The organism is Bradyrhizobium sp. CFUWI (genome assembly GCF_056429085.1).
Genome location: NZ_JBWJZE010000003.1, coordinates 45848 through 63081, shown reverse-complemented (window position 1 = coordinate 63081; position 17234 = coordinate 45848). Strand labels below are relative to the sequence as shown.

Below are 17234 nucleotides of genomic sequence, written 5' to 3'. Positions count from 1 at the left end.
CCGGGCCTAATGCGTCCACGCCAACGCCGTTACGAACGCCGAGGACAGGTGCAGCTCCGCAAACATGATCTTGCCGGCGACGACGAACAGCACGCTGGCAAGCGTCAGCCGCAACACCGTCTCGGGCACGCGCGTCGCGCTGTAGCTGCCGACGATGATGCCGGGCAGCGAGCCCACCAGCAGCACGCCCATCAAGGCCCAATCCACGTCGCCGAGCGCCCAGTGCCCCATGCCGGCGACCAGCGTCAGCGGCACTGCATGGGCGATATCGGAGCCGACGATGGTCACCATCGGCAGGCGCGGATAAAGCAGCAGCAGCACGGTGACGCCGACTGCACCCGCGCCGACCGACGAGATCGAAACCAGCACGCCGAGGACGATGCCGGTCACGACGGTCGCGATCGCGGTGGTGCGATCGTCGACGCGCTCCAGCCGGCTGCGATAACGCTCCATGATCGACTTGCGGAAGATCAGCGAGGTCGCGGTCAGCAGCAGCGCGAAGCACAGCACCAGATTGACCAGGCTGCGCTCGGAATCGCTTTTGAGGTCGAGCTTCCACAGCACCAGCAGCGTCAGCGCGCTCGCTGGAATGCTGCCGCAGGCGAGCCGCAGCACCGCCGGCCAGTGCACGCTGCGCGACCAGCCATGCACCAAGCTGCCGCCGGTCTTGGTCGCGGCGGCATAGAGCAGGTCGGTTCCGACCGCCGTGGCGGGATGAACACCGAACAGCAGGATCAAGAGCGGCGTCATCAACGAGCCGCCGCCGACGCCGGTCATCCCGACAAGCAGGCCGACGCCGAATCCAGAGGCGACGTAGAGTGGATCGAACATGTCAGGGGAATCTTAGGTTGATCTCGTTGGTTAGGCAACACGACGTAGAATAAAGTTTCCCCAACGCGCAACCGTCTGGGTAGAATAAGAAGAATTTTGCATCAGGTTGAAGAAGCGGAGGCGTTTTGCCTCGTTTGCGCGCGTGCGCTGACAGTGCCGTTCCCCCAAAAGCGCGGAACATTGAGGCGCGCAGCGCCTATTTGCCGAACGCCAGCACGTGCAGGCCAAGGCGTTGCCGTACGATCCAGAACAACAGCACCGTCTCGAAGGTGAGGGAGATCGAGGTCGCGGCGGCGGCGCCGTGGCCGCCATAGCGCGGTACCAGCGCGATGCAGAGCACGAGGTTCATCACGAAGGCCAGCGCGTAAGCGAGCGCGCAGATCTTCTGCTGACCGAGCATGTTGAGCAGCCGCTCGACCGGCCCGATCGCAGCGCGCACCACGAGCCCGATCGCGGCGACGAACATGATGTCGTAGCCGACCACGAATTGCGGCCCGAACAACCAGAGCAGCGGCTTGCCGAGCGCGAGCAGCACGATGGTCGCCGCCAGCGACGGCCAGAACGTCCAGTTGATCGCATGCGCCACATAGGCCGACAGCCGCGCCTTGTCGCCGCTTGCGTTGTATTCGGCGAAGCGATGCGCCGTCGTCGCCGACATCGCGTAGTGGATGAACGAGACCAGCGCCAGCGTCTTCACCACCGCAAAGTAGACGCCGACCTCGTCGGAGGGACGGAACTGCTGCAGCACCAGCACGTCGGTATAGGACAGCAGCAAATAGAAGCTCTCGACCAGGAGGATCGGCAACGAGACGGCGAGCCAGCCGCGGATGTCGTAAGCGCTGGGACCGGGCTCGATGTGATCGGCGAGCTTGCGGTTCAGCACCAGCATCTGTCCGGTCATCGCGATCCACACCGCCCCTGCGCTTGCGGCCATCGCGGCGACGGCGCCGAGATGGTAGCCGAGCAGGAAGGCCGCGCCCGTGAAGCCGATGATCAGCGCCTGGCGGATGATGAATTGCGGCATCAGGCCGAGCTGCATCCAGTCATGCGAGCGCGCGATGCCGTCCTGGGTGTTGGCGACCACGAAGGCGGGGAGAGTCATGCAGCCGATATAGAGCGGCAGCTCCTCCGCCGGCTCGATCCAGGGCGACAGCAGCCTGACGATGCCGGCGAGGCCGAGCGACACCAGCGTCGAGACCGCAAAAGTCAGCCAGCGGCTGCCGGAGAGAAAGCCGCGGAGCAGCGCCTGCTCACCGCTGGCGCGATATTCCGGAATGATCTTCTGTGCCGAGGCCGAGATGCCGAAATCCATCATGCTGCCGAGCAGCAGCACCCAGGTCCAGACATAGACATAGACGCCGTAATCGGACGTGCCCATCCAGCGCGCCAGCAGCACCTGCGAGACATAAGCGAGCCCGGCGCTGATGACGCGGATGACGAAGATGGTGCCGGCAAGCCGCCGCGTCAGCGAGGCCTCGCTGGGCCCGCCCGTCAGCCTGGCCCGCAGCCGCGCGATCAGCCCGGCCGGTCCGGTCGTTGCGGGTTCTGCATCCATCACGGCCAATTCGAAGATCCCTCAGGTCGCCCGGCATGCTGTGGCAGGTGAGGGATTAGCAACCATTCGTTAAGATTGGGTTGGGTGGCGTTCCATCCTCGGTGTCATCCCGGACAAGCGCGCCTCAAGCGCGCGCAGATCCGGGATCCATAGCCCCAGGGAGAAGTTTCGACGCGCGCTGGCAACGACGAGCCTTCGCCAAACCACTCCCTGGGGCTATGGGTCGCGACTCTGCGCTTCGCTTGTCCGGGACGACAGCTGAATGTGGAGCGTCGGCAGCGCAACTCACTCCAAGTTCGTATTGAACTCGTACGATTTCTCCGGCCCGACCAGCGTGAATTTCAGCGCCGCACCCTCCGGCTTGGCGCCCGGCGGCAGGCCGTCGAGCTCGAAGGAAAACCGCATCACCCCGGGCGGGCTGTGCTGCAACGGGGCCGGAATCGGCAGCGCCCAATCCGGCGTCGGGCCTTCCACGAACAGATTGACGTTGCGGCTGTCAGGCGTGACCACGTCGACGACCACGTTCTTCGGCCCGTCGCGCTTGACGTCGCGGATGGTGAGCGGATTGGGATCGCCGATATTGGCGGGCTTGGGCACGGTGTCGAGCGCGGCACGCAAATTAGCGTCCTCGGTCGAGGCGACGCTGTTGAAGCCGAGCTCGGCCTTGGCCTCGACCGGAATGCAGAGCTTCTCGCACACGGCGTAATTGATCTCGGCACGCAAGGTCACGGGCTTGTCCGCCGCCTTGGCGACAATGCGCAAGGGCAGCACGATCTGGTCACGATAGCCGATGGAATGGCCGCCGGCGCCGTCATCGAATTTCAGCGGCGCCGGCCACATCACGGTCACCGCCTCGACATTGTCCGATTTCGAGAAGTCGAACCGCGGCGGAACGCCGGAATCGCCGGGGGTACGCCAGTAGGTCTTCCACCCATGCTGGAGCTGGAAGGCGATACCGCCGAGCAGGACGGCGCCGCTGCGTGATCCCGCCAACAGCCGCACCGCGGAATGTCCGTCGCGCTGCCACGGCGAAGCGTCATCGGCGCGGGCTGCGATGGCGAGCGACGACGCAAGCAGGGTTGTCGCGACGCCAATCGCCGCACGCAGGGGAACTCTTGTGAGCATGGCACGTCTTTACAGGGTCGCCCAGGGGCAAACCATTGAATTGCTTGTGATGGATGCATCTGTATCGCGTCTGCGCAAGCCTTGATTTGACAGCGGCCCGGGCCGACATCAGGATAGGAATTGAAACCGGAGTGCTTTACCGATGGCTCCCACAGGAAAGAGAACGGGCGAAAGCACCCGCGGCGCGGGTCCGGCGCTTCCCAATTCGGCCGGTTACCTCGACGGCCGGCTGCTGATCGCGATGCCCGTGATGGGCGATTCCCGTTTCGAGCGCTCGGTGATCTATCTCTGCGCCCATTCGGCGGAGGGGGCGATGGGCATCATCGTGAACCACCCGGCCGGCAGCATCGACTTCCCCGAGCTGTTGCAGCAGCTCGGCATCATCAAGAAGGGCGAGCACATCAAGCTGCCGGAGAATGCCGAAAGCATGAAGGTGCTGCGTGGCGGCCCGGTCGATACCGGCCGCGGCTTCGTGCTGCATTCCAGCGACTTCTACATCGAGAACGCGACGCTGCGGATCGACGACGGCGTCTGCCTCACGGCGACCGTCGACATCCTGCGCGCCATCGCCAGCGGCTCCGGCCCCAAGCACGCCATTCTCGCGCTCGGCTATGCCGGCTGGGCGCCGGGCCAGCTCGAGACCGAGATCCAGAGCAACGGCTGGCTGCATTGCGATGCGGATGCGGATTTGATCTTCGGCGACGACGTCGACGACAAATACAACCGCGCCCTGCAGAAGATCGGCATCGATCCCGGGATGCTCTCGAACGAGGCGGGACACGCGTAGCTGGCGCCGTCGTCCCACCTCCGCTGTCATGCCCCGGCTTGACCGGGGCATCCAGTACGCCGCGGCGGATGTGGTGAGAACGATTCCTCAAATGCAGGCCTCTGGAATACTGGATCGCCCGGTCGAGCCGGGCGATGACACCCGTTGCTGAGCAAACGCCTACTCCGCCGCCTGCTGCTGCACCGTCGGCTCCGTCCCCGCCACCGTCGCACGGCGCATGTCGCGGGGCTGCGACTGGTCGTAGCGGCGGACGCGATGCATGGTCTGGCGGTTGTCCCACATCACGAGGTCATGCAGCTTCCATTTGTGGACGTAGACGAATTCTGCTTGCGTCGCGTGCTCGTTGAGATCGCGCAGCAGCAAGCGGCCTTCAGGCACGCTCATACCGACGATCTTGCCGGCGTGCGACGACAGATACAGCGACTTGCGCCGATGCACGGGATGGGTCCGCACCAGCCGTTGCAGCACCGGCTTGAACATCTCCTTCTCCTCGTCGGTGTATTCGGTGAAGCCGAGCGATCCCCGTGAATACATCAGCGAATGCTCGCAGACGAGGTCTTCGATCTCCGCCTTGGTCTCGTCGTCGAGCGCGTCATAGGCGGCGCGCATGTCGGCGAACTCGGTGTTGCCGCCCTTCGGGTTCACCACGCGCGCCGACAGCAGCGAGAACTTTGCCGGGATCGGGCGGAACGAGCTGTCGGAGTGCCACAGGCAATTGCCGAGATTGAACAGATTGGCGCGGCTGTCCTTCGGCAGCGGCTTGCCGTCCTTGCCGAGGTTGGACACGTCGTTCAGGCCCGAGGTGAGGCGGTATTCATCGGCCTTGGTGATGTTGCCGCCGCGGGCGTCCTCGCGCTGACCGAAGTTCAGGGCGAAGGCCATCTGCTGCTCGTCGGTGATGTCCTGGTCGTGGAACACCAGCACCGCGTATTTGTCCATGGCGGCCTCGACCTTGCGCGCCTCATCCGGTGTGAGCGGCTTGCGCAGATCGAGGCCGGACACCTCGCCGACAAAATGCTTCTGAAGCTGCCGGATGGCGATCGTCATGACGTTCTCTCCCGCGTGTCGCGAGCGGTTGGTCCCGCTCTGTCGACGAAAAAGCTACTCCCGCGCTAGCACTTGTCAACGCGCGGCGCGCATGCCTCTCACGCGTTCCGTGCCATCAGCCCGCCGTCGACCGGGATCACCGCGCCGGTGAGAAAGGACGCCGCCGGCAGGCACAGGCTCAAGGTCATATGCGCGACCTCCTCGGGGTCGCCGTAACGGCCGAGTGCGGTGCGGCGCCTGGCGTAGATCGTCTTGTGCTCCTCCGAGATGCGGTCGGTGATCCCAGTGCGGATCGGGCCCGGGCAGATGCAATTGACGGTGATGCCCTCGCGGCCGAGCTCCACGGCGAGCGAGCGGGTTAGGCTGGCGACGCCGCCCTTCGCCGCCGAATAGGGGCTGTGCAATGCGGTGGCGCCGAGCGCCTCGGTCGAGGCGATGTTGACGATGCGCGGGCACCTCGACTTGCGCAAATGCGGCAGCGCGGCGCGGATGATGCGCGGATGCGCCGTCAGCATCACGGCGATGCCCTTGGCCCAGGCGTCCTCATAGCCCTCGTCGTCGATCGCAACGCGCACGGAGATGCCGGCGTTGTTGACGATGATGTCGAGCCCGCCGAAATGCGCCGCGACCTCATTCACCACACGCTTGATCTCGCCACCGTCGGCAACGTCGAGATTCCACGCTTTTCCTGCGCCACCGCTCGCGGCAATCTCCTCGGCCACCGCCTGCGCGCCCTGCGCGTCGTAATCGGTTACGGCGACGTTGGCGCCTTCGCTTGCGAACACGTGCGCGGTCGCGCGCCCCATGCCGCTGGCCGCGCCGGTGACGAGAACGGTCAGGCCCTTGACGGACCGGCTGAGCTCTTTGAACCCGGACATGTTTGTTTCCTCGGAACGCTGCTTGTTCTTGTTATGATTGACAAGGCTGGCATCGATCCGCAGACAGGTCAAACAAGCAAGACAAAAGGGAGGCCGCGATGGCGAACGAGCTCGATTTCTCAGGCAAGCAGGTGCTGGTCGTCGGCGGCTCGAGCGGGATCGGCAACGGCATCGCGCAGGCTTTTCGCACGCGGGGCGCGCAGGTCGCGGTGTGCGGCACGCGGGCTCGCGCAACGGAATATTCAGCCGAAGAAGGCTCCGATCTCACGGGTCTTTCCTACGCGCAGCTCGACGTCAGCAACCCCGGTGCGATCGAGGCGTTCAAGCCATCCTTCGACCGGCTCGACGTGCTCGTGCTGGCGCAAGGCGCGGTGCTCTATCGCCGCGGCGAATTCGAGATGAGCGGCTTCCGCAAGGTGGTCGAAGTCAACCTGATGAGCCTGATGGCCTGTGCGACGCGGTTTCATTCCATGTTGCGGGATGCCAAGGGCGCGCTGATCATGGTGTCATCGACTGCGGCCTATCATTCCACCATGGGAAATCCCGCCTATAACGCGTCGAAGACCGGCGCGGTCGGATTGACGCGAACGCTGGGCGAGGCCTGGGCCGAAGACGGCATCCGCGTCAACGGCATCGCACCCGGGCTCGTCGACACCAAGATGACGAAGGTGACGACCGACAATCCGAAGCGGCTCGAAGGCGCGCTCGCGCGCATCCCGCTGCGGCGATTGGGCACGCCGGCCGATATGGCAGGCGCGGCGCTGTTCCTGGCCTCGCCGTTGTCGTCCTACATCATCGGCCAGACTTTGGTCGTCGATGGCGGGTTGATTTTATAGCCATCCGGGCAACACTTTCGTCATCGCTTGGAACTGCGCTGCTCCTGATCGGTTACTTGGGCTGACCCCCGAGGAGGAGCATCATGGACACGGATCGGATTGTTGGATCGGCCAAGGAATATGCCGGACGCGCGGAAGGCGCGATCGGAGACATGGCAGGCGATGCCAAGACGCAGGCATCGGGCAAGGCGCGCGAGGCTGCGGGCACGGTGCAGAATCTCTACGGCCAGGCCAAGGATGCCGTGCGCGATGCCGCGGACACCGCGACCAGCTACGCCAAGGACGCCTATGAGAACAGCGGCGACACCTTCCGCGACGGCACGCAGGCGCTGTCGAAGAAGGTGCAGGACAATCCGCTCGGCGCCCTGATGGTGGCCGGCGGCATCGGCTTTGCGCTCGCGCTGCTGATGTCGCGCCCCGCCCGCCGTCCGCCGCCGCCGCGCTGGCGCTATTAACGGCTGAGCACAAACACGCACTCGCGCCCCGGACGCAGCGCAGCACGTAGTGTTGCGCTGCTGAGCCGGGGCCCATTCTTTGTGAATGTCGCCGGGCTGGGTCCCGGCTCTGCGTCGCATCACCCCAGGGGGTGCTGCGCCGCGTCCGGGACACGACAGTAATTACCGGAACATCTCGGCGGAGCGACCGACGTTGCCCGGCGGACGCGGGATCCCCGGATTGGGATTCGGATTGCGCGGCCCGGGCGCCGGCGCCAGTTGACGCGGCGGCGCTGGCTGCGGCGAGCCGAAGCCGAAGAAATCGCGGAACGTGGGCGTCGCCTGTGCCGGCTGCTGCGATGGCAGCGGCGGCTTCTTCGGCGCTAGTTTCGGCGGCGCGATCGCGGCGGCGGCTCCCGGCGCGTTGGGATTGGCGGCGTTGCCCTCAGGCGTCGTCGCGGCCATCGGCGTATCGCCCTTGGCCTGCTCGCGGCCGACTTCGCGGCGCGGCCAAGCATAATCGTCGGCGCGGCCGGCCGGCGCCGCCAACGGCTCGCCCTTCACCATCGTCCTGGCAGCCAGCGCATCGACGGCGGCGGGACGCGAGCCCGGCCCGCCCAGCAATTGATCGGTCGAGATCGAGGCCGCGACCAGCGGCACGATCGGCCCGGCCAGCGGCCGCGGCGCGGGCTTGCCGGGCTCGGCGCTGGTGTCGGGAGTCGCCGGCTCGCTCGGCAGCGCGATCGGGCCGGAGCGTCCTGCCAACAGGCGCGTGATCTCGCGCTCGACATAATGCGCGAGCTTGCGCGCGCCGGCCTTGGTGAAATAGACGCCGTCAGAGCTGCGCAGCTGGCGGATCTGGCCTTCGAAGTCCGGGCCCTTCTGCAGGAAGCGGCCGGCTTCGTCGACGAAACCGTCCCAGACGTCGACATAGGTGATGCCGGCCTTGGCCGCGCCCTCGCGATAGAGCGAATCCAGGAACAGCGTATCCGCGGTGCCCTTGGGTCCGCGAACCGCGGGCAGGCCGACCCACAGCACCGGCACGCCCTTGGATTTGAGGACGCCCGCGAGCTCCTCGATCTTCTTGCTGTAGAGCTCGATCCAGCGCTCGTCGCGGAATTCGTAGAGGCCGTTCGGATTGCGCGCCGTCTTTTCCGGCGCGGCCGCAGGCGTGTCGGCGTTGTCGGCGTCGTCCTGCGGCAGGTCGGCATCGGCAGGCTTGTCGTCGGGTTTGGCAGCCGTGTCGCTGCCGGGCTTGGTCTCGCCGGGCTTTGCCGGCGGCTTGCCGCGCGCGCCCTTGTCGTTCTTCTTGTCCTTATCCTTGTCCTTATCGGTAGCCTTCTCCGCCGCAGGTTCGCGGATCGCGGCGCGGTCGTTGAGGCCGAGCATGACGACGATCACATCGGGCTTTTCGGTCTCGAGGATGCTTCTTGCCGCCGCCGCCCAGTCCGAGGGCTCACCCTTCGGCTGGTACTTGATCAGTCCGGAAACGGTCTTGTGCTTGCGGATCACGCCCATGTCGGGCTGCTCGGTATAGGCGTCTTCCAGGCCGTAAGCGAGCCAGTCGGCCATGGCATCGCCGAGCACCAGCACGTTCTTCTCGGGAATGGTGTCGCGCTTGGCCGGCGCCGGGGCGCGCGAAAAATCCTGCCGTGGCGCCTGCTGCTGTTGCTGCTGGAACGGTGTAAAGAAGTCGCCGCCAAACCAGCCGCCGCCTCCACCCCGTTGTGGTGGCGGCGCCGAACGCTGCGGGGGGCCGCCGAAGCCGGGGAAGTTGAAGAACTGCGCCGAGGCAGGCCCCGCGACCGTCGCCAGGATCGCAAGCGCCGTCCCCAGCGCGATCAACGGGCCGGTCTCGGTCAGTGCCTTGAACAGGGACTTCTTGGACATGCGATCTCGGGCACGCGCAACGGGTATCGGGAGTGACTTAATATAGTAACGGAATCGGGCGCCAAACGGGCAAATTCCGTTGCAGATTCTTGCCCCATACATCGGGGAACAGCCGCCTGCGTCAAGCGCGGCGGGCGAAATCCCTGTTCAGGGTTACTTTCGGGGCGATTTTACCGTCCGCGCAGCCGATCCAGCACGTCGGAGGAGGCAAATCCGTCGGCGGGCACCCCGATCGAAGCCTGGAAGTTGCGCAGCGCCTCCCTTGTCTGGCCGCCGAACTGGCCGTCCGGGGCGCCCTTGTACAGGCCGCGCTGGGCCAGCAGCTGCTGCAGCTCCAGCCGCTCGGTGCGCGACAGTTCGCGCTCCTGCCGCGGCCAGGGCTGCACGAAGGGCTGCCCGCCACGCAGGCGGTCGGCGAAATGGCCGATCGCCAGCGCATAGGCCTCGGCCGGGTTGTACTTCATGATGACGCGGAAATTCTGCAGCATCAGGAAGCCGGGCCCCTGCGCGCCCGCCGGCGCCAGCAGATAGGCCTTCTCGCCCGGATTCGGGAACGGCTGGCCCGTCGCCCGCTTCAGCCCGAGCTTCTCCCATTGCGCGATCGGCATCGCCTTGGCGCGGTCGGCCAGCATGTAGTTGAAGCCTTGGGGCACCACGACCTCGAAGCCCCAGGTCTGGCCGGCCTGCCAGCCGTCCTTCTTCAGATTGTTGGCCGTCGAGGCGATCAGATCGGTGGGATTGTCGACGACGTCGCGCCGTCCGTCACCGTCGCCATCGATGGCAAAGCGCTTGAACGCGGTCGGCATGAACTGGGTCGGACCGAAGGCGCCGGCCCAGGAGCCGCGCATCTGCTCCGGCCTGAGATCGCCGCGGTTGAGGATCTCCAGCGCCGACAGGAATTCGTCCTTGAAATAGGCCTGACGGCGGCCGATGCAGGCGAGCGTCGCGGTCGATTGCAGCACGCTGCGGTCGCCCATCTGCGTCGAGTAGTTGGACTCGATGCCCCAGATCGAGGCGATGGTGTAGCGATCGACGCCGGTCGCCTTCTCGGTGGCGTCGAACTGTGCCTTGTATTTGGCGAGGATCTCGCGGCCTTTGGCGAGGCGGTTGTCGTTCACGAGGATGTCGAGATAGTCCCAGATCGATTTGGTGAACTCGGGCTGCGAATCCATGAGGTCCATGATGCGCAGATCGGGGCTGAGGCCAGCCGTGAAGCGCTGGAAGTTTTCCTGCGTCACGCCGCGCCGTGCGGCATCGGGCCACATGCCGGCGACGCAATTGGTGAAGTTGCCGGCGGCCTCGCGGATCGCCGCGGCCGTCATCAAGGGATGGCCGGAGGCGCCGTCCTCGCCGCTCCAGGGCAGGGGGCCGCCGGATCCCGGCGGGGCTTGCGATGGCGCCGCGTTGGGGCCCGAGAAGATGCCGCCGAACAGGTTGGAGAGGCCGTTCTGCGCCTGCGCCTGCGCGCCGGCAGGCAGCAGCAAAGCAGCCGCAACCATCGTCGCGCCGGTCGCGGATACCGTCCGTCTTGCCTGCCCTGCCACCGATCGCATCATGTCCCACCCGTCGGGCTTTCAAAAATCCGCCATCAGGAGGCCTGGTTACGGTTGCCAATAGCTTAACAAAGGTGAAATTTTGGTGGCGGCCTTTTTCTTAACTCTGACCGGGCGAGGCCCCACATCCGCCTTTGTTGGCGGCTGCAAACAGGCTAGCAAGAAGCCATTGCTCCCGTCACATGTGCCCCCAGGTATTCGATCAATCACATGAGAATTCGCAAAGCTGTATTCCCCGTTGCCGGCCTCGGCACCCGCGTCCTGCCTGCCACCAAGGCGATGCCGAAGGAAATGCTGACCATCGTCGACAAGCCGCTGATCCAGTACGTGTATGACGAGGCGAGGGAGGCCGGCATCGAGCACTTCGTCTTCGTCACCGGCCGCAACAAGAACGTCATCGAAGATCATTTCGACCGGATGTACGAGCTCGACGCGACGCTTGCGGCGCGCGGCAAGAAGACCGAGCAGGACATCCTGGCGCAGAACCAGCCCGAAGCGGGCGCCGTCAGCTTCACCCGCCAGCAGGCGCCGCTCGGCCTCGGTCACGCGGTCTGGTGCGCGCGCGACATCGTCGGCAACGAGCCGTTCGCCGTCGTGCTGCCCGACGAACTCGTGCTCAACACGCCCGGCTGCCTGAAGCAGATGATCGAGATGGCATCATCGCTCGGCGAGAAATCCAATCTGGTCGCGGTCGAGGCGGTGCCGGACCATCTCACGCATCAATACGGCATCTGCGGCGTCGGAAAACGCAATGGCAAGATGTTCGAGGTCGATGGCATGGTCGAGAAGCCGGCCAAGGGCACCGCGCCCTCCAACCTCTCCATCACCGGCCGCTACATCCTGCAGCCGGAGATCTTCAAGATCCTGGAGACGCAGGAGCGCGGCGCCGGCGGCGAGATCCAGCTCACCGACGCCATGATCGGCCTTGCCAGATCGCAGAAGTTCTACGGCGTCGAGTTCGAGGGCGAGCGCCACGATTGCGGCTCCAAGCCCGGCTTCCTGCGCGCCAACATCGCCTACGGCCTGAAGCGCCCGGAGCTGCGTGACGGCTTGATCGCGGAGATGAAGAAGTATCTGGGGCAGTAGCGCGCCTCGTCATTGCGAGCGAAGCGAAGCAATCCAGAATTTTTCCACGGAGACAGCCTGGATTGCTTCGTCGCAAGAGCTCCTCGCAATGACGAGGAGAGAGCTCGTCACGCCACCAGCGACAGCTGCGGCAGGCTCGCAATGACCGACTGGTTGCGGCCGCCAGCTTTCGCGGCGTAGAGCGCCTTGTCGGCGGCGGCGACCAGGACCGACCAGTCCATGCCGGCGGTGGGAACCAGGCTGGCGACGCCGCAGGACGCTGTCAAAATCACCTGCTCATCGGACCAGCCCTGCACCTTGGTCCGGATCGCCTCGGCGACCTTGAAGGCGTCGGTGGCCGATGTGTTCGGCAGCAGCACGGCGAATTCCTCGCCGCCGTAGCGCGCGGCACAGTCGCCGGCCCGGCTCACCGAATCGGAAATGCAAATGGCGATGCCGACCAGCACCTGGTCCCCTGCCTGATGACCGAACGTGTCGTTGTAGGCCTTGAAGTGATCGGCATCGATCATCACCAGCGCGATCGGCGTCTTCTGGCGCATGGCGCGCCGCCATTCGACGTCGATGACGGAATCGAACTTGCGGCGGTTCTTCAGGCCGGTGAGCGCGTCGGTCGTCGCCATCTCCTCCAGCTTGCTCTCGGCCTCGGCGCGCCGGACGATCTCGCGCGCCAGCACGAGCGTCGATCCCAGCACGAACAGCGCGAGCGCCAGCACCACGGCGCCGATGCGGAACGCCTCCTTCTGCCAGAGCGCGAATACGGCGGCCAAGGGTTTGCCCGCCACCACGAACAGCGGTCCGCTGTCGCCGCTGCGGACATAGAGCCGCGGCGTCGGGTCGACCGGGCCCTGTCCCGAATAGGCGGCGCCGATTCGGAGATTGTCGGCCTTCCAGCTCCGGCGATCGTTCAGGTTGGTGCCGATGATGTCGAGATCGAACGGCCGCCGCATCATGATGGTGCGATCGCGCTTGAGGATGGTGATGGTGTCTTCGGGATCGAGTTTCAGCTGATCGAAGAATTCGTGGAAATAGCTGAAGCGGATCGAGCCGGCGACGACGCCGAGGAATCCGCCGTCGGTGTCGCTGATGCGCCGGCTCAGCACGATCGCGTAAGCGCCGCGAAACAGCATGGGGCGGCTGATGAACAGCCCGATGTCGGGCTTGTCGCGATGAACCCTGAAGTAATCCTCCTCGCTCCGGTTCTCGGGAAGGGGATCGAGCGTGGAGGCGTCGATGGTCAGCCGGCCCTCGGCATCGAACACCTGGATGGCGCCGAAATGCCTGGCCGTCGTCGCGTGGTCGAACAGGATCAGGTGACGGATCGACTTCGACACCGTCGCGAGCTCGGGCAGCAGCATGTTGCTGGCGACCGCCTTCAGCGACAAATCGTAGATCTCGACGTTGCGGCTGACGTCGGACTGGATGGTGGTCGCGAGGTTCTCCAGCGTCTGGCGGGCGAGCGCCTCCTCGCCCCGGCGCATGTCGAGCATCACGTTGACGCAAATGGCGGAAAAGCCGATCACCGTCACTACGGACGAGATGATCAGCAGTTTCGCCGAAATCCGCCACGGCCGGCGGCCCATGGCGTCGCGCCATCCAGATAGCATCGCTTGCTCCCGACATTATTGGATGCGCCCGAAAGCTTGCGCGATGTTTAAGGCGGGACGGCGCTGCCGTAGTGAGTTAAGAATCGGTTTACGCAGCTCACGGTTTTGTGCAGACCCCATGTGAGCGGACCCGCTTTGCGACGAGAGGACAATTGTGAACGACTACGACGCGTTGCGCGACTATCTGATGCGGCAGAAGCAGGACGAGCTGGTGCTGAGCTTCGAGCAGATCGAGGAGATCATCGGCGCGGCCCTGCCGCGCGCGGCCAATCGTGCCTCGTGGTGGGACAGCCTGCGCAGCCCCGACATCCAGATGCCGCAGCGCGAAGCCTGCCTCGCCGCGGGCTTCGTCGCGACACGGATGCCTGATGGTGCGAGCGTGCGGTTCAGGAAGCAGAGAAGCGATCGACGGCGGTGACGTCGACGAGGCGCGCTCTTCCCCTCTCCCCTTGTGGGAGAGGGTGGCTCGCCGCGAAGCGGCGAGACGGGTGAGGGGTTCTCTCCGCGCTCTAGTCTCGCGCATTTGAATTCGCGGAACGAACCCCTCATCCGGCGCTTCGCGCCACCTTCTCCCACAAGGGGAGAAGGAAAGACGAGAGCCGTCAGCTCGCCGCTTCGAGCCGCACTTCCGTCAGCAGCCGCATCGCAGCGTCGGCGTCCATCGGCTCGCCGAAGGCGAAGCCCTGGGCGTATTCGCAGCCCATCTGGTAGAGCTCGACCGCGTCCGAATCGGTCTCGGCGCCCTCGGCCACCACGTCCATGCCGAGGTCGTGCGCGAGCGCGATGATCGACTTCAGGATCACCGGTCGGGTGCCGCGGTTGGTGGTGCGCACGAAGGACTGGTCGATCTTGATGGTGTCGAACGGGAAGCGCTGCAGATAGGCCAGCGAGGAATGGCCGGTGCCGAAATCGTCGAGCGAGAGCCCGGTGCCGAGCTCGCGGATCCGCGTCAGCATCTGCGCGGCGTGCTCCGGGTTCTCCATCACCAGCGATTCCGTCAACTCGAGCTTGAGCGTGCCGCGCGCCACCGAGGAGCGCGACAGCACGGTGCGGATGTCGTGGATCAGATCATGGCGCAGCAATTGCCGTGACGAGACGTTGACGGAGGCGAAGATCGGCTCGCGCGAGCGCATCGCGCGCTGCCACACCGAAAGCTGCTTGGCGGTCTGGTCGAGCACGAACATGCCGAGGTCGACGATCAGGCCGGTCTCTTCCGCGATGGAGATGAATTCCGACGGCGCCATGCGTCCGAGCTTCGGGTGATCCCAGCGCACCAGCGCTTCGAAGCCGGCGACGGAGCGATCCTCCAGCCGCACGATCGGCTGGTACAGGATCGTCAGCTCCTGCCGCTCGATGGCGCGGCGCAGCTCGCTCTCCAGCGTCAGGCGATCGGTCTTCCGCGCCCGCATCGCCGGCTTGTAGACGTCGATGCGGTCGCCGCCGATGCGCTTGGAATGATACATCGCAAGCTCGGCGTCCTTGATGATCTCGTCGGTGAGCTGGGTTTGCGGATCGGAGAGCGCAAGGCCGATCGACGCCGTGAGGAAGATCTCGCGGTCGTTGAAGGCGATCGGCGCGCGGATGGTCTTGCGGATGGTCTCGGCGAAGGCGGTGATGCGGGCCGGGTCCTGCTCCGACAGCAGGATCAGGCCGAACTGATCGCCGGCCATGCGGGCCAGCGTGTCCTGCGGCTTCAGGATGCGGGTGAGGCGGCGGGCGAGGGTGAGCAGGATGGAATCGCCGACCGCGATGCCGACGGAATCGTTGACCTGCTTGAAGCGGTCGAGGTCGATCACCATCAGCGTCGGCCGCAGCGTCGGCATGGTCTTGGCGAAATTCGCGACGGCGCCCAGCCGGTCCATGAACAGTTTGCGGTTGGGCAGGCCGGTGAGGTTGTCATGCACGGAATCGTGCAGCAGGCGCTCCTCGGCGTTGCGCAGTTCGGTGACGTCGGTGAGCGTGCCGACGACGCGCGAGACCTCGCCGTCCGAGCCGACCACCGGGCGCGCTTTCAGCGCGAACCACATGAAATGGCCGTCCGGGGTACGCAGGCGGAAATCCTGCACCAGGCGGCCGCGGCGCTGGTCGAGCACGCTGTCGAGCGCGGCGCGGAAACGGTCCTGATCGAGCGGATGCAGCACTTCGAGCCACGAGGCCGCGGGCCCTTCCAGCGTGCCGCGCTTGAGGCCGAGCAGGGCCTCGGTCTCGGGGCTGGTGAAAACCTTGTCGGCGGAGACGTCCCAGTCCCAGATCAGGTCGCCCGAGCCGGCCAGCGCCAGCGCGCGCCGCTCGATGTCGGAGACGACGCCGGTGGTGGCGCCGCCGCCGGCGAAGGCGTGCTGCATCACCGTGAAGCCGATCAGCATCACGATCAGCACGAGGCCGCCGAGCAGGGCCGGGCCGACGATGTCGTTGGTCACGGAGCCCGCAACCGTCATGCCGGCCGCGACCACCCAGACGACAAGGAGGAACCAGGTCGGGATCAGGAGCACGGCGCGGTCGAAGCCGTGGGTGGAGAGATAGACGATCAGCGCGAAGCCGGCGAAGGCGATCAGCACCAGCGAGATGCGCGCGATGCCGGAGGCCACCGCCGGATCGAACAAGGCAAGCGCGACCAGCGATCCCAGGAAGGCGAGCCAGCCCACCGTGATGTGCGAATAGCGCACATGCCATCGGCTGAGGTTGAGATAGGCGAACAGGAACACCAGGAGCGTTGCCGCCAGGATCGCCTCACCCGCCGCGCGCCAGATGCGCTCGGCGTTGTTCGACATGTCGAGCACCTTGCCCCAGAAGCCGAAATCGACGCCGATATAGACCAGCACCGCCCAGGCCAGCGCCGCGGCGGCCGGGAACATGATGCTGCCTTTGACCACGAACAGAATGGTCAGCACCAGCGCGAGCAAGCCGGAGATGCCGATCACGATGCCCTGGTACAGCGTGAACGAGTTGACCTTGTCCTTGTAGGCTTCCGGCTCCCACAGATAGAGCTGCGGCAGCTTGTCGGTGCGCAGCTCCGCGACGAAGGTGATGACGGCGCCGGGGTCGAGCGTGACGCGGAACACGTCGGCGGTCGGGCTTTCCTGCCGCTCCGGCCGGTCGCCGGTCGAGGGCGTGATGGTGGCGATGCGCGACAGGCCGAGGTCCGGCCACAAGAGCCCTGAGGAGACGATGCGGTAATGCGGGGCGACGATCAGGCGGTCGAGCTGGTCGTCGGTGTTGTTGGCGAGCGCGAACACCACCCAGTTCTGGCCGCCTTCACGGGCGCGCACCTCGATGCGGCGGACGATGCCGTCGGTGCCGGGCGCGGTGGAGACTTGGATGCGATCGGCATCGCTGCGCTGATGCTCGAGCACGCCGGTGAGGTCGATCGCAGGCGCGTCACTACGCACGCTGACAGCGTCGAGCGCGCGTGCAGGGGACGCGGCAACGAGCATCATGAGGCCCAGCGCGATGGGCGCGAGGCGCCTGATCAGACGCAAGGTCAGTTCTCCGCGTTCGACGCAAACTCTGAGTAGAAGATGATTTCAGACCGGACCGAAGGGGCTCGGTGCGTCGCGATAGATGCCACGAAAGCGAGGAAAATCAAAGGGTTTCCGGCTCGCCCTGTA

The 17234-nt window shown here is 65.7% G+C and carries 14 protein-coding genes; 5 read left to right on the top strand and 9 right to left on the bottom strand.

Features of this window, described 5'->3' with window-relative positions:
• Positions 1–6: 6 nt before the first annotated feature.
• The 3 genes from AC066S_RS07625 to AC066S_RS07615 all read right to left on the bottom strand — a co-directional run bounded on the left by AC066S_RS07625 (position 7) and on the right by AC066S_RS07615 (position 3511).
• Positions 7–831 (bottom strand): sulfite exporter TauE/SafE family protein, encoded by an 825-nt coding sequence (locus tag AC066S_RS07625; RefSeq protein ID WP_478269349.1) that lies wholly within the window; start codon positions 829–831, stop codon positions 7–9.
• A 196-nt stretch (positions 832–1027) separates the two neighbouring features.
• Positions 1028–2395: an oligosaccharide flippase family protein gene (locus AC066S_RS07620; protein WP_430644611.1), complete on the bottom strand. Its 1368-nt coding sequence runs from the start codon at positions 2393–2395 to the stop codon at positions 1028–1030.
• A gap of 276 nt (positions 2396–2671) precedes the next feature.
• Complete coding sequence (locus AC066S_RS07615) at positions 2672–3511, bottom strand: protein-disulfide reductase DsbD domain-containing protein (RefSeq protein ID WP_478269348.1); 840 nt, start codon at positions 3509–3511, stop codon at positions 2672–2674.
• 142 nt (positions 3512–3653) lie between these two features.
• Between AC066S_RS07615 and AC066S_RS07610 the strand changes: the two genes are divergently transcribed.
• Entirely contained in the window at positions 3654–4298 is a 645-nt protein-coding gene (locus tag AC066S_RS07610) for a YqgE/AlgH family protein (protein ID WP_126259773.1), read from the top strand.
• A 159-nt stretch (positions 4299–4457) separates the two neighbouring features.
• On the opposite strand, the gene AC066S_RS07605 is transcribed toward AC066S_RS07610, so the two are convergent.
• Both AC066S_RS07605 and AC066S_RS07600 read right to left on the bottom strand, forming a co-directional pair.
• Complete coding sequence (locus AC066S_RS07605) at positions 4458–5345, bottom strand: TauD/TfdA dioxygenase family protein (protein ID WP_478269347.1); 888 nt, start codon at positions 5343–5345, stop codon at positions 4458–4460.
• A 98-nt stretch (positions 5346–5443) separates the two neighbouring features.
• Positions 5444–6223, bottom strand: a complete 780-nt coding sequence (locus AC066S_RS07600; protein ID WP_126259775.1) for an SDR family NAD(P)-dependent oxidoreductase — start codon at positions 6221–6223, stop codon at positions 5444–5446.
• Positions 6224–6321: 98 nt separating this feature from the next.
• On the opposite strand from AC066S_RS07600, the gene AC066S_RS07595 reads away from it, so the two are divergent.
• Both AC066S_RS07595 and AC066S_RS07590 read left to right on the top strand, forming a co-directional pair.
• Positions 6322–7059, top strand: a complete 738-nt coding sequence (locus AC066S_RS07595) for an SDR family NAD(P)-dependent oxidoreductase (RefSeq protein ID WP_135171507.1) — start codon at positions 6322–6324, stop codon at positions 7057–7059.
• An 83-nt stretch (positions 7060–7142) separates the two neighbouring features.
• Positions 7143–7514 (top strand): CsbD family protein, encoded by a 372-nt coding sequence (locus AC066S_RS07590; RefSeq protein ID WP_126259777.1) that lies wholly within the window; start codon positions 7143–7145, stop codon positions 7512–7514.
• Between the two features lie 162 nt (positions 7515–7676).
• Here the strand turns inward: AC066S_RS07590 and AC066S_RS07585 are convergent, their stop codons facing one another.
• Together AC066S_RS07585 and AC066S_RS07580 are read right to left on the bottom strand one after the other, a co-directional pair.
• On the bottom strand, positions 7677–9383 hold the full coding sequence (locus AC066S_RS07585) for an SGNH/GDSL hydrolase family protein (protein ID WP_478269346.1): 1707 nt from the start codon (positions 9381–9383) through the stop codon (positions 7677–7679).
• 170 nt (positions 9384–9553) lie between these two features.
• The gene (locus tag AC066S_RS07580; protein WP_478269593.1) at positions 9554–10936 is read right to left on the bottom strand and encodes a lytic murein transglycosylase; all 1383 of its coding nucleotides are present in this window, start codon (positions 10934–10936) and stop codon (positions 9554–9556) included.
• A gap of 210 nt (positions 10937–11146) precedes the next feature.
• Between AC066S_RS07580 and AC066S_RS07575 the strand changes: the two genes are divergently transcribed.
• The gene (locus tag AC066S_RS07575) at positions 11147–12022 is read left to right on the top strand and encodes a UTP--glucose-1-phosphate uridylyltransferase (RefSeq protein WP_126259780.1); all 876 of its coding nucleotides are present in this window, start codon (positions 11147–11149) and stop codon (positions 12020–12022) included.
• Positions 12023–12129: 107 nt separating this feature from the next.
• On the opposite strand, the gene AC066S_RS07570 is transcribed toward AC066S_RS07575, so the two are convergent.
• Positions 12130–13626, bottom strand: a complete 1497-nt coding sequence (locus AC066S_RS07570) for a sensor domain-containing diguanylate cyclase (RefSeq protein ID WP_126259782.1) — start codon at positions 13624–13626, stop codon at positions 12130–12132.
• Positions 13627–13780: 154 nt separating this feature from the next.
• On the opposite strand from AC066S_RS07570, the gene AC066S_RS07565 reads away from it, so the two are divergent.
• Positions 13781–14044: a DUF7662 domain-containing protein gene (locus AC066S_RS07565; RefSeq protein ID WP_478269345.1), complete on the top strand. Its 264-nt coding sequence runs from the start codon at positions 13781–13783 to the stop codon at positions 14042–14044.
• A gap of 184 nt (positions 14045–14228) precedes the next feature.
• Here the strand turns inward: AC066S_RS07565 and AC066S_RS07560 are convergent, their stop codons facing one another.
• On the bottom strand, positions 14229–17105 hold the full coding sequence (locus tag AC066S_RS07560) for an EAL domain-containing protein (protein WP_478269344.1): 2877 nt from the start codon (positions 17103–17105) through the stop codon (positions 14229–14231).
• Positions 17106–17234: the final 129 nt, after the last annotated feature.

What these genes read in the sequence shown, in the direction of transcription:
- AC066S_RS07625 (WP_478269349.1), bottom strand. Translation starts at nt 831, where the DNA reads ATGTTCGATCCACTCTACGTCGCCTCTGGATTCGGCGTCGGCCTGCTT.
- AC066S_RS07615 (WP_478269348.1), bottom strand. Translation starts at nt 3,511, where the DNA reads ATGCTCACAAGAGTTCCCCTGCGTGCGGCGATTGGCGTCGCGACAACC.
- AC066S_RS07610 (WP_126259773.1), top strand. Translation starts at nt 3,654, where the DNA reads ATGGCTCCCACAGGAAAGAGAACGGGCGAAAGCACCCGCGGCGCGGGT.
- AC066S_RS07605 (WP_478269347.1), bottom strand. Translation starts at nt 5,345, where the DNA reads ATGACGATCGCCATCCGGCAGCTTCAGAAGCATTTTGTCGGCGAGGTG.
- AC066S_RS07600 (WP_126259775.1), bottom strand. Translation starts at nt 6,223, where the DNA reads ATGTCCGGGTTCAAAGAGCTCAGCCGGTCCGTCAAGGGCCTGACCGTT.
- AC066S_RS07595 (WP_135171507.1), top strand. Translation starts at nt 6,322, where the DNA reads ATGGCGAACGAGCTCGATTTCTCAGGCAAGCAGGTGCTGGTCGTCGGC.
- AC066S_RS07590 (WP_126259777.1), top strand. Translation starts at nt 7,143, where the DNA reads ATGGACACGGATCGGATTGTTGGATCGGCCAAGGAATATGCCGGACGC.
- AC066S_RS07585 (WP_478269346.1), bottom strand. Translation starts at nt 9,383, where the DNA reads ATGTCCAAGAAGTCCCTGTTCAAGGCACTGACCGAGACCGGCCCGTTG.
- AC066S_RS07580 (WP_478269593.1), bottom strand. Translation starts at nt 10,936, where the DNA reads ATGCGATCGGTGGCAGGGCAGGCAAGACGGACGGTATCCGCGACCGGC.
- AC066S_RS07575 (WP_126259780.1), top strand. Translation starts at nt 11,147, where the DNA reads ATGAGAATTCGCAAAGCTGTATTCCCCGTTGCCGGCCTCGGCACCCGC.
- AC066S_RS07570 (WP_126259782.1), bottom strand. Translation starts at nt 13,626, where the DNA reads ATGCTATCTGGATGGCGCGACGCCATGGGCCGCCGGCCGTGGCGGATT.